Here is a 22,165-nt window from a genome sequence, read left to right as displayed (position 1 = left end):
GTTTGGATAGGGGAAGGGCGGCTCCGTGTGGGGCCGCCCTTTTCACTTCGTCATCCCAGCGAAGGCTGGGATCTCCGACCAGGGGCAAGCGCCATTGCGAAAGGCCCCAGCCCTCGCTGGGGCGACGGCTCGTCACTCCACCGGTGGGTCTTCCACCTTCGCCTCATCGGCATTCAGCCCATGCTTCATCAGCATCGGGATATTGGCGATCGCGAAGCCCAGGGTCAGCGGCATCGCGCCCCACAGCTTGAACCCGACCCAGAAATCCCAGGTCGAGTTGCGCCACACCGCCTCGTTCAGCACCGCCATCAGCGCGAAGAAGATCGCCCAGTTGCGGGTCAGCTTGCGCCACCCCTCCGGCGTCAGCCCCGAATAGACGCTGCCCAGCACCAGCTGGATCAACGGTCGCCCGGTCGCCAGCCCGAAGAACAGCAGCGCGGAGAACATCGCATAGACGATGGTCGGCTTCATCTTGATGAAGCGCTCGTCGTGGAAATACAGGGTCAGGCCGCCGAACACGACGACCAGGATCCCCGACATCCACAGCATCGGCGAGATGCGCCCCAGCTTCATCCGGCTGACGATCATCGACACCACGGTCGCCGCCATGAAGACGCCGGTCGCGACCAGCACGCGGGTCAGCGGACCCATGGGCGCCAGGAAATTGACCGCGAAGAACAGGATCAGCGGACCATATTCGATCCCGACCTTCAGCGCCGCACTCGCTTCTTTCTGTTGCGCACTCATTTGCGGCCTCCCTCGATCCCGGCGATGATCCGGCTGACCTCGTTCGCGTCGAAGGGGCGCAGGTCGGTCATGCCCTCGCCGACACCGATGGCGTGGATGGGCAGGCCGTATTTCTCCGCCGCCGCGACCAGCACGCCGCCACGTGCGGTGCCGTCCAGCTTGGTCATGACCAGACCGGTGACGCCCGCCACGTCCTTGAACACCTCGATCTGGTTGAGGGCGTTCTGGCCGGTGGTGGCGTCGAGCACCAGTAGGATGTCATGCGGCGCCTCCGGGTTCAGGCGGCCAAGTACGCGACGGATCTTGGACAGCTCGTCCATCAACTCGCGCTTGTTCTGAAGGCGTCCGGCGGTGTCGACGATCAGCACATCGATACCGGTCGCGGTCGCCTGCTTCACCGCCTCATAGACGATGCCCGCCGCGTCGCCGCCTTCCTTGCCCGAGACGATCGGCACGCCGACCCGCTCGGCCCAGGTGGCGAGCTGGCCGATGGCGGCGGCGCGGAAGGTGTCGCCCGCCGCCAGCATCACGCCGTAATCCTGCTCCATGAACAGATGCGCCAGCTTGGCGATGGTCGTCGTCTTGCCCGATCCGTTGACGCCGATGACCAGGATCACCTGCGGCCGGGGAAAGGCGTCGATCTCCAGCGGGGTGGCAACCTTGGCCAGCGCCTTCTCCACCTCTTCGGCGACGACCAGGCGGATGCCCAGTTCCTCCATGTTCCGCTCGAAGCTGCCTTCGGCCAGCCGCGTACGGATATGGCCCGCCGTTTCGGGGCCGAGGTCGGAGGCGATCAGCGCTTCCTCGATCTCGTCCAGCGTGTCCGCGTCGAGCCGTGCGGTGCCGAGGCCCGCCAGATTGCCGACCAGCCGGTCCGAGGTGCGACGGAAACCGCCGAGCAGCTTGTCGTGCCAGGAGGAGGAAGAACTCATGCCAATTGTCCGATCAGATGGGTTTCGGTCGCCCCCGTGACCCGAACGCGGGCGATGCGGCCCGGTTCGGCGGTGGGGGAAAAATGAATGTCGGCGAAGTCGGGCGCATGGCCGCGCGTGCCGGGCCGCTCGACCAGTATGTCGCGGGTCTGGCCGACTTGGCGCTCCAGCCAGTCGCGGCGGCGACGCGCGGCGGCTTCGCGAAGTCTGGCGGCGCGTTCGCGGCGGATGGGATGCGGCACCTGCGGCATCCGCGCGGCGGGGGTGCCGGTGCGGGCCGAATAGGGAAAGATGTGGGCATGGACGATCTGGCAATCGTCGATCAGCGCCAGCGTGTCCGCCGCCATTGCCTCGTCCTCGGTCGGGAAGCCCGCGATCAGGTCCGCGCCGATCGCGATCTCGGGCCGGGCGGTCAGCAGCCGCTCGACGATGGCGACCGATTGCGCGCGGCTGTGGCGTCGTTTCATCCGCTTCAGGATCAGGTCGTTGCCCGCCTGGAGCGAGAGATGGAGATGCGGCATCACCCGCGCCTCGCCGGTCACCAGCTCGAACAGCCGGTCGTCGATCTCGATCGAGTCGAGCGAGGACAGCCGCAGCCGGGGCAGGGTGGGGACATGGGTCAGGATACGCTCGACCAGCAAGCCCAGGCTGGGCTGGCCCGGCAGGTCATGGCCATAGCTGGTCAGGTCGACACCGGTCAGCACGACCTCGCGGTGCCCCAGTTCGACCGCCCGCGCGATCCGTTCGATGACGAGCCCGGCGGGCACCGATCGACTGGGTCCGCGCCCGGTCGGGATGATGCAGAAGGTGCAGGCATGGTCGCAGCCATTCTGCACCTCGACGAACGCCCGTGCATGACCGGCAAAGGCCGATGCCAGATGCGGCGCGGTTTCCACCACGCGCGACAGGTCGGCGACCAGCATCGGTTCGGCGGAGGCCCAGCTTTCGGGCCGCAGCTTGTCGGCATTGCCCAGCACGCGCGCCACTTCGGGCATGGCAGCGAAGCTGGCCGGGTCGATCTGCGCCGCGCAGCCCGTGACCACGATATGCGCGTCGGGTCGCGCCCGGGCGACGCGGCGGATCGCGGCGCGGGTCTGCTTGACCGCCTCGTTGGTCACGGCACAGCTATTGACGACGACCATGTCCTCCCGCCCGGCGGCCAGCGCGCGGATCGTTTCGCTCTCGGCGATGTTGAGGCGACAGCCCAGACTGATGATCTCGGGCCCAGGAAGGGACGACATGACCGCCGATCTAGGGATGGATGAACGACGTGTCCACGCGGAGACGCAGGACATTCTCGACTTCTGGTTCGGTCTGCCCCCCGAAAAGCATTTCGCCAAGGACGAGGCGCTGGACCGGGTGATCGCGGAGCGGTTCGGCGTTCTTCGCGAACAGGTGCTGGCGACCGAGGCGATCGGCTGGCGCGACGATCCCGACACGCTGCTGGCGGCGATCCTGTTGCTCGACCAGTTTTCGCGCAACCTGCATCGCAGCTCGGCACAGGCCTTTGCCGCCGATCCGCTGGCGCTCGACCTGTGCCTGACGGCGATCGATGCGGGGTGGGAGGATCGCTATCCGCCTGAGCGGCTGGCCTTTGTCTATATGCCGCTGATGCATGCCGAGTCGCGCGCGATGCAGGACCTGAGCGTCGCCAAGTTCGCCGAGCTGGGCCGCGAGGACAATCTGTCCTTCGCCCGCGAACACCGCGAGGTCATCCGCCTTTATGGTCGGTATCCCAGCCGCAACGAAGCGCTCGGCCGGGCATCGACCGAGGCGGAGCGCGCCTATCTCAGCCGGCCAGACGCGGGCTGGTGAACGGCGCGGCGGGGGCGGCCGCACCCGCCAGCAGCCGCTTTTCGGCCAGCATCTGGCGCACCTGTGCCAGGTCCAGCATCGGGCCGTAGAGCGGTCCCTGTCCGTGCGAACAGCCGATCTCGCGCAGCCGCGCCTCCGTCTCCGCGTCGCGCAGGCCCTTGGCGGCGATCGGCAGGTGCAGATTGTCGCCCAGTTGGACGATCGCCGACACGATCGCGCTGCAATCCGGGTCGGCGCTCATGTTGCGGATGAAATCGGGATCGATCCGCACGCGGTCGAAGGGCAGGACGCGCAGATGCGCCAGGCTGGACTGGCCGCTGCCGAAATGGTCGAGCGCCAGGGCGATCCCCTGGTTCTTCAGGCTGGTGACGATCGACTGCGCGAGCGCCAGATTGGCGAACAGCGCATTCTCGGTGATCTCGATCTCCAGACGATGCGCCGGAAAGCCGCACTCGGTCAGCGTCTTGATGATCTTCTGCGCCAGCCACGCATCCTGAAACTGCGACGCGACCATCGGCACCGACAGGATGATCGACGGGTCCCAGTCGCGCGCACCCGCCATCGCCTGTCGCATCAGGCTGAGCGTCACGTCGCCCGACAGCCCGCATGCCTCCGCCACCGGCAGGAAGCGATCGGCGGCGATCGGGCCCAGGGTCGGATGCTCCCAATGGCCGGATACCTCGAAACCGGTCAGGCGTCCGGTCCCCAGATCGACCTGCGGCTGGAAGCGGGGGCGGATCTGGCTTTCCGCCAGGGCGGCGCGCAGATCGGTGATGATGACGTTGCGCTCGGCCATCGCGTCTTCCATCGCGGGCTCGAACCACAGGGGCTTGCCGTCGCCGCGCGTCTTGGCGGTGATCAGCGCCAGATCGGCCTGGTGGACCAACTGGTCGATGGTCGCCTCGCCATGTTCGATCCGGGTCAGGGCGATGGCGGTGCGCGGTGCGAATTCCTGATCGGCGAAGCGGATGGGTTGGCCCAGGCGGATGGCGAGCCGATCCGCCAGCCGGTCGATCCGGTCGCGCGCACGCGGGTCGAAGGACAGGAGGCAGCCGAAGCAGTCGCTCTCGAACCGCGCGACGATCGCCTCGGACGGGGCCTCGGCGCGGATCGTCTTGGCGACATGCTGAAGCAGGCTGTCCCCGGCCTCATGGCCGAACGACCCGGCGAAGGCGCGGAACCGGTCGATGTCGAGCAGCAGCAGGGCGACGCCGCGCTTGCGACGCTGCATTGCGTCGATCATCGCCTGCCCGCTGTCATGGAAGAAACGTCGGTTGACCAGCCCGGTCAGCGGATCGCGCTGGTCAGGAGTCGCCCGGCGGCGCAGTTGAAGCGCGGGCAAGCGCCAGTAGACGACGGTGGACGCGGTCGCGGCGGTAAAGAGCAACAGCTTGGCAGGCAGATCGAATCCAAGCTCGATCAACAGGATAGCAGCGGCCAATAAGAAGGTGCCGCCCGCCACAGCGACGCCGAGCAGGCGTGCGGGAACATCGGTGTTGGCATCGTTCTCGTGCGACCCGGACATGGAGAAACGGGTCGCATGTGAGGTATGTACAAGCCGTTAACGGCGCGTCCTGCCGCCCCGTCTCCGCGCCGAGTTGCGTGGTGCGCGGCGGACTTGCGCGGGGCGGTCTTTTGCCATAAGAGCCCTCCCCAAGTTCCGTTTTGGAATGTGAAAGTGAAGCGCCCAAGGGTGCACGCTGGCCGGCGAGGTTTCGCCCGCCGGCGCTTTTGCGTTTGGCGGGACGTCGTTGGCTTTCGGGCCGGGTTTTGACGAGGTAAGGCGATGTTCGACAGCTTGAGCGATCGGCTTGGCGGCGTATTCGACCGCCTCCGCGGCCGTGGCGCGCTGACCGAGGCGGATGTCCGCACCGCGATGCGCGAGGTGCGCGTCGCGCTGCTCGAAGCCGACGTCGCTCTGCCTGTCGCGCGCGACTTCGTCGACAAGGTCACCGAACAGGCGATCGGCCAGAACGTCCTGCGCTCGATCACCCCGGGTCAGCAGGTTGTCAAGATCGTCCATGACGCGCTGATCGCGATGCTGGGCGCGGATGCCAGCGAGCTGTTGCTCGACGTCACGCCGCCCGCCGTCGTGATGATGGTCGGCCTTCAGGGCTCGGGCAAGACCACCACCACCGCCAAGATCGCCAAGCGGCTGTCGAGCGGGGCGATGGGCCGCGATCGCAAGAAGGTGCTGATGGCGTCGCTCGACGTCAATCGCCCGGCGGCGCAGGAGCAGTTGGCGACACTGGGTACCCAGGTCGAGGTCGCGACCCTGCCGATCATCCAGGGGCAGCAGCCTGTCGAGATCGCGCGCCGGGCGATGCAGGCCGCCAAGCTTCAGGGCTATGACGTCCTTATGCTCGACACCGCCGGTCGTCTGCACGTCGATCAGGCGCTGATGGACGAGATGAAGGCGGTGGCGGAGATCGCCCAGCCGCAGGAAATCCTGCTCGTCGTCGACTCGCTGACCGGTCAGGACGCGGTGAACGTCGCAACCAGCTTCTCGGAGCAGGTGCCGCTGACCGGCGTGGTGCTGACCCGCATGGACGGCGATGCGCGCGGCGGTGCGGCGCTGTCGATGCGCGCCGTCACCGGCAAGCCCATCAAGTTCGCCGGCGTCGGCGAAAAGATGGATGCGCTGGAGGCCTTCCACCCGGAGCGTGTCGCGGGCCGTATCCTCGGCATGGGCGACGTCGTCAGCCTGGTCGAACGCGCGGCGGAGTCGATCCAGCAGGAAGACGCCGAGCGCATGGCCAAGAAGATGGCCAAGGGGCAGTTCGACATGGACGACCTGCGCGGCCAGCTTCAGCAGATGCGCCGCATGGGTGGCCTAGGTGCGCTGGCGGGGATGATGCCGGGCATGAAGAAGGCGCAGAACGCGCTGGCCGATGCTGGGGGCGACAAGATCCTGCTCCGCATGGACGCGATCATCACCTCGATGACGCCCAAGGAGCGCGGTAAGCCCGAGCTGATCAACGCCAAGCGCAAGATCCGCATCGCCAAGGGTTCGGGCACCACGGTGCAAGACGTGAACAAGCTCCTGAAGATGCATCAGGAAATGTCCACGGCGATGAAGAAGATCAAGAAGATGGGCGGCATCAAGGGGATGATGTCCATGCTTGGCAAGGGCGGCCTCGGCGGCCTGGGCAATGCGCTGGGCGGTCCGCAGATGGGCGAGATGCTCAACAAGGCGGGCGGCGGTGGCGGGCTTCCCGGCCTTGGCGGCATGGGCGCGGGCGGCGGCAAGCTGCCCGACGGCATGCCCAAGCTGCCCCCCGGCTTCGAGAATCTCCTGAAGAAGAAATAACCCCCGCGCCGGACGGAATGCCGGTGATTTTGAACGTTTTACATCAAGGACTGAAATATGGCTCTCAGCATTCGTCTGTCGCGTGGTGGCTCCAAGAAGCGCCCTTACTACCGCATCGTGGTGGCCGACGCCCGTGCGCCGCGCGACGGCAAGTTCATCGAGAAGATCGGCAACTACAACCCGCTCCTCGCCAAGGACAATGACCAGCGCGTGCAGCTCGACGCCGAGCGCGCGAAGCACTGGCTGGCCAATGGCGCGCAGCCGACCGACCGCGTCGCCCGCTTCCTGGACGCCGCCGGTGTCCGTGAGCGCGCCGCTCGCAACAACCCGAACAAGGCGAAGCCCGGCGAAAAGGCCACCGAGCGCGCCGAAGAGCGTGCCGAGAAGCTGAAGGCCGCTCAGGAAGCCGCCAACGCTCCGGCCGAAGAAACCGCCGAGGCGTAATCGCTTCTCGCCCTGTGCGGGGCCCGGTCGATCGCGATCGGTCCCGCGCAAGGCACCGGAACAGGGGTCATGCGTTTCTTCAAGTCATTGGCTTGAGAGGATAAGCGCATGACCCCGCCGACCGAACCCGATCCCCGGACCGCACCCGACGATCATGACGACGCGACCAACCAAGGCGTCTCCGCGCCAGACCCCGCCGAAGGCGGAGACGACGCCCCCGACGGGGATGGCGATTCGCCCAACGGGTGAACCGCGCGTCACGCTGGCCGTCATCATCGGCGCGCATGGCATTACGGGCGAGGTTCGGCTGAAGGTCTTTGCGGACGATCTGTCGGACTATCGTTCGTTCAATGACGGCGCATTGACGCTGAAGTCGGCGCGCGATGGTTCCAACGGCGTCATCGCGCGCTTCGCCGAGGTCACCGACCGCAATGCGGCCGAGGCGCTTCGGGGCACAGAACTGACCGTGCCGCGCTCGGCGCTGCCTCCTCTGGAAGAGGGGGAATATTATCATGCCGACATTATCGGCCTGCCCGCCATCGCCATCGACGGCGAGGAATTGGGCCATGTCGCGCTGATCGAGAATTTCGGTGCGGGCGACGTGCTCGAGATCGAACGGCCCGATGGCCGCCGCTTCATGGTGCCGATGAAGGCCGAAGCGGTTCCCGAATGGGATCAGCATCGCCTGATCGTGGAGCGCGCCTTCATCGCCTGATCGGGTGTTGCTCGTTCAGCAGGTTGCGGATCGTCGTCGCTGCGACCCCGGCCTCACCCATGGCATGGCCGATCTGGTCCAGCCCCTTTACCACATCCCCCGCCGCGAACAGGCCCGGCACGGAAGTACGCTGGTGGTCGTCCACCTCCAGGCATCCGCTGGGGTCTGCCTTCGCGCCCGCCGACACCGCCAGTTCCGACCGAATGCGCGACCCCATCGCCGGATAGACGCTGTCGAAGCGCATCCGCCCGCTCGCGGTGTCGAGCGCGATCCGGTTACCTTCGATCGCCCAGCCGCCGCAGGGGCCGTCGACCCGGACTATGCCCGCTTCATCCAGGGCTTTCGCGCATGCGGGATCGAGGTCGTGGGCTGCATCGGGCGCGATCAGCGTCACGTCGCGAGTGAAGCCGCGCAGGAACAGCGCCTCGCGCATGCCATGATCGCTGGTGCCGATCACCCCGACCCGCTTGTCGGTGACCTCATAGCCGTCGCAGACCGGGCAATAGCGGATCAGGCCGCGTTCCAGCGCCGGGTCATGCACCTCGGGCAGCAAGTGCTTGGGGCGGTGGTTGACCACGCCGGTCGCCAGCAACACGGTTCGCGTCCTATATTCCCGCTCATCGGTCGCGATGCGGAAATGCCTGTCTTCGGGATGGATCGCCGTCACGCGGTGCGGCGTACAATGCGCGCCATAGAGCCGCGCCTGCTCATGCATCCGTGACAACAGCGCCTTGCCGCTGATCCCCTCGGGGAAACCGGCATGGTTATGCGTACAGGGGATCATCGCGGCGCGGCTCGACCCGCTGTCGAACATATGGATGCGCAGGTGATAGCGCGCGAGATAGATGGCCGCCGTCAGCCCCGCCGGCCCCGCCCCGATGATGATGCAATCGTCCATGGCGAGGCAAAGCGTGAGGGCGGCCAGTGTTCCTTGGCGTTTCGCGCGGGGTCGTGTATATACATGGCGTATATACGGAGGCGATATGGGCAAGGATTATCAGGCGAAGGTCTTCCGCTCGGGCAATTCGCTCGCATTGCGCCTCCCCGCCGCGCTGGGACTGACCGAGGGCACGGAAATGACCTTGCGTGAAGAGCAGGGGCGTTATGTGTTCGAGCCGGTTCAGGCGCCGCGCAAGACGATCGACCTGACCGGCATCGCGGGTTCGATGCCGTGGTTGAAGCCGATCGAGCGCGAGGATTTCGAGATGGAGCCACGGGCGCTGGATTGGGACGGGAAGCTACTCGGCCGTGATTGAGCCGCGTTTTCTGCTCGACTCCAATATCTGCATCTATGTCCTGCGCGATGCGGATGGTCGCGCGGCCCGACGCCTGGCGACTTGCGAGCCCGGCAGCGCGGTAGCGTCGGCGATCACCTATGCCGAGATCATGAGGGGCCTCGAACACCATGGTGAGGAGGCCGTTGCCGCATTCGATCGCTTTTTCGATCGCGTGCCGATATTGCCGTTCGACCGGCGCGCCGCCGCGGCCTATGCGACGATCCCGTTCCGGCGCGGGCGGTTCGACCGGCTGATCGGCGCACATGCCCTGGCGACGGGGCTGACGCTGGTAACCAACAACGAAGCCGATTTCGCCGACATCCCCGGCTTGACCATCGAGAACTGGACGCTGTGACCTTCCGCGCAACGATATTGACGCTCTATCCGGAGATGTTCCCCGGACCGCTTGGTGCTTCGCTGGCAGGCCGGGCGCTGCGGGAGGAGCGCTGGGCGCTGGAGACGGTGCAGATCCGCGACTTCGCCACCGACAAGCATCGCTCGGTCGACGACACGCCCGCCGGGGGCGGGGCGGGCATGGTACTGCGCGCCGATGTGCTGGCGGCGGCGGTCGACTCGGTGGCCGACGACCGGCCCGTGCTGGCGATGACGCCGCGTGGGGCACCCCTGACCCAGCCGCGTGTGCGGGAGCTGGCGGCGGGACCGGGCGTCACCGTGCTATGCGGCCGGTTCGAGGGGTTCGACGAGCGCCTGTTCGAGGCGCGGGGCATCGAACAGGTGTCGATCGGCGATTATATCCTGTCTGGTGGCGAGATGGGGGCGCTGGTGCTGCTCGACGCTTGCGTTCGGCTGCTTCCCGGCGTAATGGGCGCGGCTTCCAGCGGAGTCGAGGAAAGCTTCGAAAGCGGCCTCCTCGAATATCCGCAATATACCCGACCCTCGACATGGGAAGGGCGCACGATCCCTGAAGTGCTGCGATCGGGGGATCATGCGAAAATCGCGGCCTGGCGTCATGCCCGGGCTTGCGAGGATACACGGTCAAGGCGGCCGGACCTTTGGGAACGTCATGAGGGCGTTCGGGTCGGTCGCCCTCTGGCGCGCGGCAACGAGTGAGGAATAGTGTCATGAACGTGATCCAGCAGATCGAAGCTGAGCAGATCGCCAAGTTCAACGAGACGAAGAAGATCCCGGAATTCCGCCCCGGCGACACGCTGAAGGTCGGTGTGAAGGTCGTCGAAGGCGAGCGCACCCGCGTCCAGTTCTATGAGGGCGTCTGCATCGCCCGCTCGAACAAGGGCATGGGCTCGTCCTTCACCGTCCGCAAGATCTCCTTCGGTGAGGGCGTGGAGCGCGTCTTCCCGCTCTACTCGCCGAACGTCGACTCGATCGATGTCGTCCGCAAGGGCGCCGTGCGTCGCGCGAAGCTGTACTATCTGCGTGGTCGCACCGGCAAGTCGGCGCGTATCGCCGAGCGTCGCGATCCGCGTCCGGCCAAGGGCACCGCAGCCGCCGAGTAATCGGCGCGCGGACCGTCCAGCGGTTCGACAGTGAAGGGGGCGGTGGCACCGAACGGTGTCGCCGCCCTTTTTCTTTGGGATATGCCCCGAACCGCATGTGGGATCAGGGCGCCCAGCATCGGCGGTCGACCCGTGCACTTCGATTTCGCTCAGTGCGAACCGAGGGCCGGGGGGCTTGGCGGGCGGGTGAGGGGGAGGGGTTCATCCCCCACCTCCGTTCAGCCTGAGCGAAGTCGAAGGCCAAGCGACGAACGCGTTTCAGGGCTTGGTAAGAGCCGAAGCGTGGCCTTTGAACTCCTCCGGCCGAACGCTGGGGAGAGGGGCCTCAGCCCCCGAAATTGATCAACCACACCTTGGGTTCGCCGGTCGGCTTGGGCTTGCCGTCCAGGCGCTTGGCGGTGATCAGGCGGACGGGTTGCAGGATCATCTGCCCCTTCATCGCGTCCATGCCGCCGCCCGAGGGCTTGGCGAGAATCTTCTTCACCGTATCCATGCCCGCGACGACGCGCCCGAACGCGGCATAGCCCGGATAGCCTGGCCTCGCGTCCATGCCCGGCGTCGGGCCGACGGTGATGAAGAAATTGCCACCCGCCGATTTGGGCGACTGGCCCCGCGCCATCGAGATGGTGGCGTCCAGATGCTTGATCCCGGTCTGCGCCGTGGTCTCCAGCGGGAAGGGAGGCAGGATGCGGCGCGCATCGGTGCGGATGCCGCCCTGGACGAAACCCTGCTTGGGGTTCCGCTTGTCGCGCGCGGCGCGGTAGAAGACCGTACCGTCGAACCGCCCGTCATCGACATAGGCCAGGAAATTGGCGCTGGTCGCGGGCGCATGGCGCGTGTCGAGCGCGACGACGATCGGCCCTTCGGAGGTATTGAGTTGGACCCGGACATAGCCGGGGCGGGGGACATTCTGATTGGCGGGCGCGGCTGCGGTCAGCAGCGCGAGAAACGGCAACGCATACTTCATAGGGTGCCGATTACCCGCTTTGCCCAAGATTGTGGAGGGGGCGGCCATTCCTGGCCCGCTTATGAAGGTCGAAAACCCACCACATCCTCTTGGCGGCAGCCGGGATGCTATTGGCAGGGCGGTCATGTGACCGGGGCTCGGCGACGGCACCTCCGCCCCCCGCCGGAGTGAAGATTGGGAGCATGAGGGATATGAAAAAGGCCGCCGATCCTTCGATCGGCGACCCTTTCCATTGAGCGGTTCCAGTGACCTTACTGGTCGAGGAAGCTGCGCATCTTGCGGCTGCGGCTGGGGTGCTTCAGCTTGCGGAGCGCCTTGGCCTCGATCTGACGGATGCGTTCGCGGGTCACGCTGAACTGCTGGCCGACCTCTTCCAGCGTATGGTCGGTGTTCATGCCGATGCCGAAGCGCATGCGCAGCACGCGCTCTTCGCGCGGGGTCAGCGAAGCGAGAACGCGGGTGACCGTTTCCTTCAGATTGGCCTGGATCGCCGCATCCACCGGAATGACCGCGTTCTTGTCCTCGATGAAGTCGCCCAGGTGGCTGTCCTCCTCGTCGCCGATCGGCGTTTCGAGGGAGATCGGCTCCTTGGCGATCTTCATCACCTTGCGCACCTTCTCCAGCGGCATGGAGAGGCGCTCGGCCATCTCCTCCGGGGTCGGCTCGCGGCCCTGCTCGTGCAGGAACTGGCGGCTGGTGCGCACCAGCTTGTTGATCGTCTCGATCATGTGGACCGGGATGCGGATGGTCCGCGCCTGGTCGGCGATCGAGCGGGTGATCGCCTGACGGATCCACCACGTCGCATAGGTGCTGAACTTGTAGCCGCGGCGATATTCGAACTTATCGACCGCCTTCATCAGGCCGATATTGCCCTCCTGGATCAAATCTAGGAATTGCAGGCCGCGATTGGTGTATTTCTTGGCGATGGAGATGACGAGGCGCAGGTTCGCCTCGACCATTTCCTTCTTGGCGATCCGCGCCTCGCGCTCGCCCTTCTGCACCATGTTCACGATGCGGCGGAATTCGGTCAGCGCCATGCCGGTCTGCTGCGAAATCTCGGCGATCTCGCTGCGGATGCGGTCGACGGTCGCGGCTTCGTTGGAGGCGAAGTTACCCCACTTCTTGTCGAGCCCGCGCACCGTGTCGAGCCAGTTCTCGTCCAGCTCATGGCCCAGATAGCGGTCCAGGAAGTCCTTGCGGTTGACCTTGTGACGCTCGGCCAGGCGCAGCATCTGGCCGCCCAGCGCGGTCAGGCGGCGGTTGAAGGCGTAAAGCTGGTCGACCAGGAACTCGATCTTGGCATTGTGGAACTGGACGCTTTCGACCTCGGCGGTCAGCTCCTCGCGCAGCTTGTGGTACTTGCGCTCGTCCGCCGCCGACAGCTCGCCGCCCAGCGCCATGGACTCCAGGCGCTGCTGCTGGATTTTCGAGAACTTCTTGTAGATGTTCGTGATGTTGGCGAACTTCTCGAGCGCCTGCGGCTTGAGCGTTTCCTCCATCTGGGCGAGGCTGAGGGTGTTGTCCTCCTCCTCGTCCTCGGCGCGCGGACCACGGCGTTCGCCGCCCTCGCCATCCTCGTCATCGACCGAGGGTTCCTCGGGCTCTTCCTCTTCCTTGAACTGGGGACCGGCGTTCTTGGCGCTGATCTCGCCATTGTCGTCCTCGTCCTCCTCGCCCAGATTTTCCGGGCCGGCGTCCTTGGACAGCATGGCGTCGAGATCCAGGATCTCGCGCAACTGCATCGTGCCTTCGTTCAGCGCGGTCGACCAGTCGATGATCGCGTTGAAGGTGATCGGGCTTTCGCACAGCCCCAGGATCATCGTGTCGCGACCCGCCTCGATCCGCTTGGCGATGGCGATCTCGCCCTCGCGCGACAGCAGTTCCACCGCGCCCATCTCGCGCAGGTACATGCGGACCGGATCGTCGGTGCGATCGACGGTTTCCTTCTTCTTCGTTTCCGGCTGAGGCCCGGCATCGGCGTCGCCGTCCACGCTGTCGGCGGCGTCGTCGGCCTCTTCCTCGCCTTCGCCGTCCTCGCCCTGCTCCTCATTCTCGACGATATTGACGCCCATCTCGTTGAGGGCGGCCATGATATCCTCGAGCTGGTCGGAGGACATCTGGTCCTGCGGCAGCGCTTCGTTCAGCTGGTCGTATGTGATGTAGCCGCGCTTCTTGGCGCGCGCGATCAGCTTCTTGATCGACGCCTCGTTCAGGTCGATCAGCGGCGCATCGCCCGTTTCCGTGGTATCGGTCGTATCCGCCGCCATATTCGCCTTCGCCATCAAATGCCCTCGGGTCTCAATGCCCGGCCTCTGTCACACCGCTTGCCGATCATGCAAGCGGGTGAGAGGGCCATGCGTAATTTTCCAGTGTGGGCGTGGGTAGCCCAATATGCCCCGGATATGGGGCGCGGGGTGGTCTGTATCAAGCGGCCTCCCCGGCTTGCTTGTCCGCCAGATCGCGCGCCGCTTCCAGCCAGCGATAGAGCTGGTCCAGCGATTGCGCGTGTGCCGCGTGACACCGCGTTTGCTCCGCAAAGCGATCCTCGGTCATGTCGGCCTGGAACGCCTCGACCGCGCGCTCGCGGTTTTGCCGTGTTTCGCTCTCCTCCAGCATCACCTCGATGACCTTTTCCAAGTCGCGTACGGCGATGGCGGGGTCACTCTTTTTGCTGAAGAATGTGAAAGCAAGGTCGCGAGTGTAGTTACGGGCGTCGATTGGATCGACGTCAGTCTGAGCCAAAATTTGTTCAATCCAGCTTTCGACCACAGCCGATTCTTGATTGGACCAACTCGGGTTTTCAACGGCTATGTCGAGTAGATGATGCTGCCAAGATTTAAGATAGCGATCTTTCAGGTCAAGGCGGCTTATCTCGTCCATGTAGCGATAAAGGACGTGGGGATAGCGCATGAGGCCCAAAAGCATCGCGCGAATGATGGCGTAATCTACACCTCTTCCAGCGTTTCTATTGGCTTGAGCTACTGCTTCGTGAAGTGCCGCGGCATTGACGCGGCGGATGCCGAAGATGTCGAAATAGCGCGACATCATCGCGCGCTTATATTCGTAGGCCAGATCCTTGTGCGGGATCTGCTGCGCCAGTTCCTCCAGCCGCTGTTTCAGCGCGGCGCGGCCCTCAGGCGTGTCGGTCTGGGCCTGGGCAATCTCCGACTGCCAGAGCAGGTCGCTGAGCGGGGTCGCGCGCTGGAGCACCGCCTCGAAGCCCGCCGCGCCCTTTTCCTGGACCAGATCGTCGGGATCCTGGCCCTGGGGCAGGGTGACGAAGGACAGGCTACGCCCCGGCTGGAGCAAAGGCAGCGCGCGGTGCGCGGCCCGGATCGCGGCCTTCTGCCCCGCCGCGTCGCCGTCGAAGCAGAGCGTCGGCACATCGACCATCCGCCACAGCCGTTCCAGCTGATGCTCGGTAAGCGCGGTGCCGAGTGGCGCGACCGCCTCGGCGATCCCGGCCTGGGCCAGGGCGATCACGTCCATATAGCCCTCGACCACCAGCACGCGGCCGGACTTGCGCACGGCCGGTGCCGCGCGGTCGAGATTGTAGAGGGTGCGCCCCTTGTCGAAGAGCGGGGTGTCGGGCGAGTTGAGGTACTTCGGCTCGCCATCGCCGATGATCCGGCCGCCGAACGCGATCACCCGGCCGCGCGCGTCGCGGATCGGGATCATCAACCGACCCCGGAACCGGTCATACGGGTCCTTGCCGTCGACCTTGATCAGCAACCCGCATTCGATCAACGCCGGGTCGCCATAGTCCTTGAGTGCGGCCTTCAGCTTGCCCCGGCTGTCGGGCGCAAAGCCCAGGCCGAAGGCGCGTGCCGTCTCGGGCGTCACCCGGCGGCGTTCGAGCAGGGTGCGCGCGTCACCGCCCGACAGGCCGCCCAGTTGCTCGGAGAACCACGACGCGGCATCAGCCATCGCGTCGTGCAGGCCCTTGGCGCGCTCGGCCTTTTGCGCGGCGCGGCGGTCCTGCTCGGGCATGTCGAGCCCGGCGACCTGCGCCAGTTCCTTGACCGCATCGATGAAGGGCAGACCGCGCTGGTCGGTCATCCAGCGAATGGCATCGCCATGCGCCGAACAGCCGAAGCAGTGGTAAAAGCCCTTGTCGTCGTTGACGTAGAAGCTGGGCGTCTTTTCGTTATGGAAAGGGCAGCAGCCCTTATATTCCCGGCCCGCCTTTTGCAGCTTCACCGTCTTGCCGATCAGCGCCGACAGACTGGTCCGAGCGCGAAGCTCGTCAAGGAATTGCGGGGTCAGGCTCATGGCGTCCTCGCGATTATAATTTGTAGCGGGATGGGGGTGTTTTGGCAAGGGGGAGAGGTGGTTTCGGGGCTCTCGAACGCGCGGGGCTTTCCCTCCCCCAACCCCTCCCGCCTGCGGGAGGGGAGCTTGCGGGTCGTGAGGTTAGGGCTGTCCGTGCCTCAAGCGCTTCCCCTCCCGCAGGCGAGTTTCAGGTCGGTCATGCCCCCGGCATGACCTAAACGATGCGGGGCATCGTTTACCTGAAACTGGACTGAGGGGAGGGCTTGTCCGCGAGCGCGCGCTCGATTGTCGCGACAACGCCTTCCAGATTGCGAAGGACATCGTTGTTCCAGAAGCGGATGACGCGCCAGCCCTGCGCTTCGAGATAGCGGGTGCGGGCCTCGTCATAAGCGGCTTGGGCGTCATGCTGGCCGCCATCGACTTCGACGATCAACTTTTCCGATCGGGCGGCGAAGTCGGCGATGAAGGGACCGACCGTGACTTGCCGGTTGAAGCGCACCCCCGCCACCTGACGACGGGATAGCGCGCGCCACAATCTTCGCTCCGCATCGGTGGGGTTGAGGCGGAGTTCTCGCGCCTGCCGCGTCGGTCGGTTTTCACGGAAAGGCCGGGGGCCCTCCCCTCGGTCCCCTCCCGCCTGCGGGAGGGGATGCGCTCTTGGCGGAGGGCAGCCCTCTCCATCAAACGAAACAGGCTCCCCTCCCGCAGGCGGGAGGGGTTGGGGGAGGGGACTACGCTTGCGATCAAAACGATCCATGCCCCCAACTCCCCAACTCACATCACGCCAGCGAAGCCTTCACCAACCCGCTCGCCTTGCTCATATCCAGCACCGCCGCATGCCGCGCCTTCAGCTCGGCCATGACGCGACCCATATCCTTCATTCCCGACGCGCCGATCTCCGCCTTGATCGCCTCGATCGCGGCCTTGGTCTCCTCCTCGGTCAGTGTCTGCGGCAGGAAGCGTTCGATCACCGCCACTTCCGCCTTCTCGGCATCAGCCAGTTCCTGGCGACCGCCCTGTTCATACATGGCGATCGATTCGCGGCGCTGCTTGACCATCTTCTGCAGCACTTCGATCACGACCATGTCGTCATCGGCGGGCGCGGTCCCGGTGCGGAGTTCGATGTCGCGGTTCTTGATGGCGGCCTGGATCAGGCTGATCGCCGCGCGGCTTTCCTTGTCGCCAGCCTTCATGGCGGCCACCTGCGCGGCCTTGATGTCGTCGCGAATCATGTTTTGTCCGTCTTGTCTGAAAGGCGGGGACGATAGCGCCGCAAAGCAATTCCGTGAACCGGTTGACGGATGGGCCATCGGGGTCTAGCGGACGCCACTTAGCGACATTGCAGACATTTTAATGAGGAGTGCCCGCCGATCATGGCCGACGCCAAGCCATTCGCCATGCCCGAAAAGCCTGAGGGCGCCACGGGTGTTCTCGTTCTGGCGAACGGAGACGTGTTGTGGGGGCGCGGTTTCGGCGTCGAGGGCGATGCCGTGGGCGAGGTGTGTTTCCACACCGCGATGACCGGCTATCAGGAGATCATGACCGATCCGTCCTTCGCCGGGCAGATCATCACCTTCACCTTCCCGCATATCGGCAATGTCGGTGCGAACCCCGACGATATCGAGGCGGACGCGCCGCACGCGCTGGGCATGATCGTCCGCGAGGACCCGACCGCCCCGTCCAACTTCCGCGCAGTGGAGAATTTGGCGGGCTGGATGGCACGGCACAACCGCATCGGCCTGGCGGGCATCGACACCCGCGCGCTGACCCGCCGCATCCGTGCGGCTGGAGCGCCCAACGGCGTGATCGCGCATTCGGCTTCGGGCGAATTCGACATCGCCGCGCTGCTGGAGAAGGCGCGCGCCTGGCCGGGGCTGGAGGGCATGGACCTTGCCAAGCATGTGTCGACCGAACTACATTATGGCTGGGGCGAAACCCGCGAGGGCGGCCTGTGGCGGCTGGGCTTCGGCTATGCAGGCGCGGAGGGCGAGGATCGCCCGCACGTCGTCGCGATCGATTATGGCAGCAAGCACAACATCTTCCGCAACCTGGTTCAGGCCGGGGCGAAGGTGTCGGTGGTCCCCGCCACCGCCTCGTTCGAGGATGTGATGGCACTGAACCCGGACGGCATCTTCCTGTCCAACGGCCCCGGCGATCCGGCGGCGACGGGCGAATATGCGGTGCCGGTGATCCGCCAGTTGCTCGAGACGGCCAAGCCGCTGTTCGGCATTTGCCTGGGCCACCAGCTTCTGGGTCTGGCGGTCGGCGCCAAGACCACCAAGATGCACCAGGGGCATCGCGGCGCGAACCACCCGGTCAAGCGCCTGTCCGACGGCCTGGTCGAGATCACCAGCATGAACCACGGCTTCGCGGTCGAGCGCGAGACGCTGCCCGCCAACGCGCGTGAGACGCATGTGTCGCTGTTCGACGGGTCGAATGCGGGGCTTGAGCTGACCGACCGCCCGGCCTTCTCGGTCCAGTATCACCCCGAAGCCTCGCCGGGGCCGCAGGACAGCTTCTATCTGTTCGAGCGGTTCGTGGGGTCGCTGCGGAAATGAGCCTGCGGCTCGCACTTGCCTTGCAGGTCGCGGCGCAACCGACCCGGCCCCAGCGTCAGGTGAGTCAGGCGGATCTGAACGCCATGGCCGACGCGTGCCGCGCGCCGCGCAGCTGGTTGGTGCTCAGGGGCCGTGAGGTCGTGTTTCGGGGAAGCCCGGACGCCGATTTCGCCAAGATTGAGTGCGTGCTCAAAAAAGTCAGCGCCGTCGTGCCGATGAACAAGATCGGCTTCATCGGCAACGCACAAGCTTCGGAAGAAAAGTAATGCCAAAACGCACCGACATCTCCTCCATCCTCGTCATCGGCGCTGGTCCGATCGTCATCGGTCAGGCGTGCGAGTTCGACTATTCGGGCACGCAGGCGATCAAGGCCCTGAAGGAAGAGGGTTATCGCATCGTCCTGGTCAATTCGAACCCGGCGACGATCATGACCGATCCCGAGCTGGCCGACGCGACCTATGTCGAGCCGATCACGCCCGCCGTCGTCGCCAAGATCATCGAGAAGGAGCGCCCCGACGCGGTCCTGCCGACGATGGGCGGGCAGACCGCGCTGAACACCGCGCTGGCGCTGTTCCATGACGGCACGCTGGAGAAGTTCGGCGTCCAGATGATCGGCGCCGACGCCGAGGCGATCGACAAGGCCGAGGACCGTCAGAAGTTCAAGGTCGCGATGGAGAAGATCGGGCTGGAGTCCGCCCGCTCGGCCATCGCGCACTCCGAGGCCGAAGCGCTGGAGGGGCTGGAGAAGGTCGGCCTGCCCGCCATCATCCGCCCCAGCTTCACCCTGGGCGGCACCGGCGGCGGCGTCGCCTATAATCGCGAGGAGTTCATCGCGATCGTCCGCGCCGGGCTCGACGCCTCGCCGACGACCGAGGTGCTGATCGAGGAATCTCTCCTCGGTTGGAAGGAATATGAGATGGAGGTCGTGCGCGATCGCAACGACAATTCCATCATCATCTGCTCGATTGAGAATATCGATCCGATGGGCGTCCATACCGGCGACTCGATCACCGTCGCGCCCGCGCTGACCCTGACCGACAAGGAATATCAGATCATGCGCAACGCCAGCCTGGCGGTGCTGCGTGAGATCGGCGTGGAGACGGGTGGCTCGAACGTGCAGTTCGCGGTCAACCCGAAGGACGGCCGCCTGATCGTCATCGAGATGAACCCGCGCGTGTCGCGCTCATCCGCGCTGGCGTCGAAGGCGACCGGTTTCCCCATCGCCAAGGTCGCCGCCAAGCTGGCGGTCGGCTATACGCTGGACGAGATCGAGAACGACATCACCGGCGCGACCCCGGCTTCGTTCGAGCCGACGATCGACTATGTCGTCACCAAGATCCCGCGCTTTGCCTTCGAGAAGTTCAAGGGTTCCGAGCCCGTGCTGTCGACCGCGATGAAGTCGGTGGGCGAGGTGATGGCGATCGGTCGCAACATCCACGAGTCCATGCAGAAGGCGCTGCGTGGCCTGGAGACGGGCCTGAGCGGCTTCAACAATGTCGAGCATCTGGTGGGCGCACCGCGCGCCGAGATCGAGGCGGCTTTGGCCAAGGCGACCCCGGACCGGCTGCTGGTCGCCGCCCAGGCGCTGCGCGAAGGCTTCACCGTCGCCGAGGTCCATGCGATCGCCAAATACGATCCCTGGTTCCTGGAGCGGATCGCGGAGATCGTCGCGGCCGAGAACGAGGTCATGGCAAACGGCCTGCCGCAGGATGCGGCGGGTATGCGCCGCCTGAAGGCGATGGGCTTCTCCGACAAGCGGCTGGCCTATCTGGCGCTCCAGTCGGCCAATCTGCGCGGCATGGATCGAGGCATCGCGCGGGGTTCGGGCCTGATCCACGAGGTTGTCAAGATGATGACCGGCGGCGTGACCGAGCAGGAGGTGCGCGAGCATCGCCAGAAGCTGGGCGTGCGCCCAGTGTTCAAGCGGATCGACACCTGCGCGGCGGAGTTCGACGCCAAGACGCCGTATATGTACTCGACCTATGAAGCCCCGACCTTCGGCGAGCCCGAGGACGAGGCGGTGCCGAGCGACCGCAAGAAGATCGTGATCCTGGGCGGCGGTCCGAACCGGATCGGGCAGGGCATCGAGTTCGACTATTGCTGCTGCCACGCCTGCTTCGCGCTGGCGGATGCGGGCTATGAGACGATCATGGTCAACTGCAACCCGGAAACGGTCAGCACCGACTATGACACCTCGGACCGGCTCTACTTCGAGCCGCTGACCGCCGAGGACGTCCTCGCCATTCTCGACGTCGAGAAGTCGAAGGGCGAGCTGGTCGGCGTGATCGTGCAGTTCGGCGGCCAGACCCCGCTGAACCTCGCCCGCGCGCTGGAAGCGGCTGGCATCCCGATCCTGGGCACCAGCCCCGATGCCATCGACCTGGCCGAGGATCGCGAGCAGTTCGCGGCGTTGGTTGACAAGCTGAAGCTGCTCCAGCCCAAGAACGGCATCGCGCGCAGCCGCGAGGAAGCGCTGATCGTCGCCGAGCGCGTCGGCTATCCGGTGCTGATGCGCCCCAGCTTCGTGCTGGGCGGCCGCGCCATGGAGATCGTCGACGGGCCGCAGCAGCTGGAGGATTATATCCAGACGGCGGTGCAGGTATCGGGCGACGCGCCGGTGCTGATCGACCAGTATCTACGCGACGCGATCGAGGTGGACGTGGACGCGATCTGCGACGGCGACCAGGTCGTCGTGGCGGGTGTGCTCCAGCATATCGAGGAAGCGGGCGTCCATTCGGGCGACTCCGCCTGCTCGCTGCCGCCTTATAGCCTGTCGGCCGAAATCATCGCCGAGATCGAGCGTCAGGCCGAGGCACTGGCGCGTGGGCTGAACGTACGCGGCCTGATGAATATCCAGTTCGCGGTGAAGGACGGCCAAGTCTACCTCATCGAGGTCAATCCGCGCGCCAGCCGCACCGTGCCCTTCGTCGCCAAGGCGATCGGCACCCCCATCGCCAAGATCGCGGCACGCGTCATGGCGGGCGAGAAGCTGGCCGACCTTCCCCAGATCGACCGCCACATCGACTATTATGCGGTCAAGGAAGCGGTCTTCCCGTTCGCGCGCTTCCCCGGCGTCGACCCAGTCCTGTCGCCGGAGATGAAGTCGACGGGCGAGGTCATGGGCATCGACCCCGACTTCACCACCGCCTTCGCCAAGTCGCAGCTCGGCGCGGGCACCGTCCTGCCGACCGAAGGCGCGGTGTTCATCAGCGTCAAGGACGGCGACAAGCCGCAGATCGTCCCTGCCGCCAAGATGCTGTCCGAAGCGGGCTTCGCCATCGTCGCTACGGGGGGCACCGCCGATTATCTCGATCGCGCCGGTGTGACGGTCGAAAAGATCAACAAGGTGGCGCAGGGACGGCCGCATATCGTCGACCGGATCAAGGACGGCGGCATCACCCTGATCTTCAACACGACCGAGGGTTGGCAGAGCCTGAAGGACTCCAAGCCGATCCGCGAAGCCGCGCTCGGCCAGAAGATTCCTTACTTCACCACAGCGCCCGCCAGCGTCGAGGCGGCGAAGGCGATTGCGACCGCAGGCACCCGTGGTCTTGAAGTACGCCCCCTGCAATCCTACTATTCGCGTTCGCACAACTGATCCCGACATGAGAACATGATGTGCTGGCGGACCGCTCTCCCGTTCGGGGAGGGCG

At 65.7% G+C, this 22,165-nt stretch carries 21 protein-coding genes and 1 pseudogene; 12 read left to right on the top strand and 10 right to left on the bottom strand.

Annotated features, from left to right (window positions below; all coding sequences use genetic code 11):
• Positions 1–132: 132 nt before the first annotated feature.
• From OXQ33_RS07035 to mtaB, 3 genes are read right to left on the bottom strand one after another with little or no spacing between them, the layout of a single operon-like run.
• Positions 133–747 carry a septation protein A gene (locus OXQ33_RS07035; protein ID WP_267433981.1) on the bottom strand — a complete coding sequence of 205 codons (615 nt, stop codon included), beginning with the start codon at positions 745–747 and terminating at the stop codon, positions 133–135.
• Positions 744–1,679 carry a signal recognition particle-docking protein FtsY gene (gene ftsY, locus OXQ33_RS07030; RefSeq protein WP_267433980.1) on the bottom strand — a complete coding sequence of 312 codons (936 nt, stop codon included), beginning with the start codon at positions 1,677–1,679 and terminating at the stop codon, positions 744–746. The genes OXQ33_RS07035 and ftsY overlap by 4 nt, the downstream gene beginning before the upstream one ends.
• Complete coding sequence (gene mtaB, locus OXQ33_RS07025) at positions 1,676–2,920, bottom strand: tRNA (N(6)-L-threonylcarbamoyladenosine(37)-C(2))-methylthiotransferase MtaB (RefSeq protein WP_267433979.1); 1,245 nt, start codon at positions 2,918–2,920, stop codon at positions 1,676–1,678. The genes ftsY and mtaB overlap by 4 nt, the downstream gene beginning before the upstream one ends.
• Here mtaB and OXQ33_RS07020 point away from each other — a divergent pair.
• The gene (locus OXQ33_RS07020) at positions 2,919–3,494 is read left to right on the top strand and encodes a DUF924 family protein (RefSeq protein ID WP_267433978.1); all 576 of its coding nucleotides are present in this window, start codon (positions 2,919–2,921) and stop codon (positions 3,492–3,494) included. The genes mtaB and OXQ33_RS07020 overlap by 2 nt on opposite strands.
• Here the strand turns inward: OXQ33_RS07020 and OXQ33_RS07015 are convergent.
• Complete coding sequence (locus OXQ33_RS07015; protein ID WP_267433977.1) at positions 3,469–5,019, bottom strand: EAL domain-containing protein; 1,551 nt, start codon at positions 5,017–5,019, stop codon at positions 3,469–3,471. The genes OXQ33_RS07020 and OXQ33_RS07015 overlap by 26 nt on opposite strands.
• Before the next feature lie 261 nt (positions 5,020–5,280).
• Here OXQ33_RS07015 and ffh point away from each other — a divergent pair, with 261 nt between their 5' ends.
• The 4 genes from ffh to rimM all read left to right on the top strand — a co-directional run bounded on the left by ffh (position 5,281) and on the right by rimM (position 7,963).
• Positions 5,281–6,804, top strand: coding sequence for a signal recognition particle protein (gene ffh / locus OXQ33_RS07010; protein WP_267433976.1), 1,524 nt, complete (start codon positions 5,281–5,283; stop codon positions 6,802–6,804).
• Between the two features lie 57 nt (positions 6,805–6,861).
• Positions 6,862–7,248, top strand: coding sequence for a 30S ribosomal protein S16 (gene rpsP, locus OXQ33_RS07005; RefSeq protein ID WP_007404083.1), 387 nt, complete (start codon positions 6,862–6,864; stop codon positions 7,246–7,248).
• A 108-nt stretch (positions 7,249–7,356) separates the two neighbouring features.
• A complete protein-coding gene (locus tag OXQ33_RS07000) occupies positions 7,357–7,497 on the top strand; it encodes a hypothetical protein (RefSeq protein WP_267433975.1) in 141 nt (46 codons plus the stop codon).
• A complete protein-coding gene (gene rimM / locus OXQ33_RS06995) occupies positions 7,475–7,963 on the top strand; it encodes a ribosome maturation factor RimM (protein WP_267433974.1) in 489 nt (162 codons plus the stop codon). Before OXQ33_RS07000 ends, rimM begins: the two co-directional genes overlap by 23 nt.
• On the opposite strand, the gene OXQ33_RS06990 is transcribed toward rimM, so the two are convergent.
• Entirely contained in the window at positions 7,953–8,861 is a 909-nt protein-coding gene (locus tag OXQ33_RS06990; protein WP_267433973.1) for an NAD(P)/FAD-dependent oxidoreductase, read from the bottom strand. The genes rimM and OXQ33_RS06990 overlap by 11 nt on opposite strands.
• 85 nt (positions 8,862–8,946) lie before the next feature.
• Here OXQ33_RS06990 and OXQ33_RS06985 point away from each other — a divergent pair, with 85 nt between their 5' ends.
• From OXQ33_RS06985 to rplS, 4 genes and pseudogenes are all read left to right on the top strand, one after another.
• Positions 8,947–9,219 (top strand): hypothetical protein, encoded by a 273-nt coding sequence (locus tag OXQ33_RS06985; protein ID WP_007404154.1) that lies wholly within the window; start codon positions 8,947–8,949, stop codon positions 9,217–9,219.
• Positions 9,212–9,595, top strand: a complete 384-nt coding sequence (locus OXQ33_RS06980; RefSeq protein WP_267433972.1) for a type II toxin-antitoxin system VapC family toxin — start codon at positions 9,212–9,214, stop codon at positions 9,593–9,595. Before OXQ33_RS06985 ends, OXQ33_RS06980 begins: the two co-directional genes overlap by 8 nt.
• Positions 9,592–10,313 (top strand): annotated as a pseudogene (gene trmD, locus OXQ33_RS06975) (tRNA (guanosine(37)-N1)-methyltransferase TrmD); the annotation flags it as partial. The gene OXQ33_RS06980 and the pseudogene trmD, both read left to right, overlap by 4 nt.
• 9 nt (positions 10,314–10,322) lie before the next feature.
• Entirely contained in the window at positions 10,323–10,715 is a 393-nt protein-coding gene (gene rplS, locus OXQ33_RS06970) for a 50S ribosomal protein L19 (protein ID WP_219020303.1), read from the top strand.
• A gap of 325 nt (positions 10,716–11,040) precedes the next feature.
• Here rplS and OXQ33_RS06965 read toward each other — a convergent pair whose 3' ends face one another.
• The 5 genes from OXQ33_RS06965 to OXQ33_RS06945 all read right to left on the bottom strand — a co-directional run bounded on the left by OXQ33_RS06965 (position 11,041) and on the right by OXQ33_RS06945 (position 17,186).
• A complete protein-coding gene (locus tag OXQ33_RS06965) occupies positions 11,041–11,682 on the bottom strand; it encodes a peptidylprolyl isomerase (RefSeq protein ID WP_267433971.1) in 642 nt (213 codons plus the stop codon).
• Positions 11,683–11,933: 251 nt separating this feature from the next.
• Positions 11,934–13,964 carry an RNA polymerase sigma factor RpoD gene (gene rpoD, locus OXQ33_RS06960; RefSeq protein ID WP_267433970.1) on the bottom strand — a complete coding sequence of 677 codons (2,031 nt, stop codon included), beginning with the start codon at positions 13,962–13,964 and terminating at the stop codon, positions 11,934–11,936.
• Between the two features lie 142 nt (positions 13,965–14,106).
• Positions 14,107–15,954: a DNA primase gene (gene dnaG, locus OXQ33_RS06955; protein ID WP_267433969.1), complete on the bottom strand. Its 1,848-nt coding sequence runs from the start codon at positions 15,952–15,954 to the stop codon at positions 14,107–14,109.
• Positions 15,955–16,189: 235 nt separating this feature from the next.
• On the bottom strand, positions 16,190–16,711 hold the full coding sequence (locus OXQ33_RS06950) for a DUF559 domain-containing protein (protein ID WP_346015344.1): 522 nt from the start codon (positions 16,709–16,711) through the stop codon (positions 16,190–16,192).
• 22 nt (positions 16,712–16,733) lie between these two features.
• The gene (locus OXQ33_RS06945) at positions 16,734–17,186 is read right to left on the bottom strand and encodes a GatB/YqeY domain-containing protein (protein ID WP_267433968.1); all 453 of its coding nucleotides are present in this window, start codon (positions 17,184–17,186) and stop codon (positions 16,734–16,736) included.
• Between the two features lie 141 nt (positions 17,187–17,327).
• Here OXQ33_RS06945 and carA point away from each other — a divergent pair, with 141 nt between their 5' ends.
• From carA to carB, 3 genes are read left to right on the top strand one after another with little or no spacing between them, the layout of a single operon-like run.
• Positions 17,328–18,512: a glutamine-hydrolyzing carbamoyl-phosphate synthase small subunit gene (gene carA, locus OXQ33_RS06940; protein WP_267433967.1), complete on the top strand. Its 1,185-nt coding sequence runs from the start codon at positions 17,328–17,330 to the stop codon at positions 18,510–18,512.
• Positions 18,509–18,778, top strand: a complete 270-nt coding sequence (locus OXQ33_RS06935) for a hypothetical protein (RefSeq protein WP_267433966.1) — start codon at positions 18,509–18,511, stop codon at positions 18,776–18,778. The genes carA and OXQ33_RS06935 overlap by 4 nt, the downstream gene beginning before the upstream one ends.
• A complete protein-coding gene (carB, locus tag OXQ33_RS06930; RefSeq protein ID WP_267433965.1) occupies positions 18,778–22,110 on the top strand; it encodes a carbamoyl-phosphate synthase large subunit in 3,333 nt (1,110 codons plus the stop codon). Before OXQ33_RS06935 ends, carB begins: the two co-directional genes overlap by 1 nt.
• The last annotated feature ends 55 nt before the right edge of the window (positions 22,111–22,165 follow it).

Origin of the sequence: Sphingomonas sp. GM_Shp_1 (assembly GCF_026540895.1) — a bacterium.
GTDB lineage: Bacteria > Pseudomonadota > Alphaproteobacteria > Sphingomonadales > Sphingomonadaceae > Sphingomonas.
The sequence above is the reverse complement of the archived record's forward strand: the minus strand, read 5'-3'. Positions and strand labels throughout refer to the sequence as shown.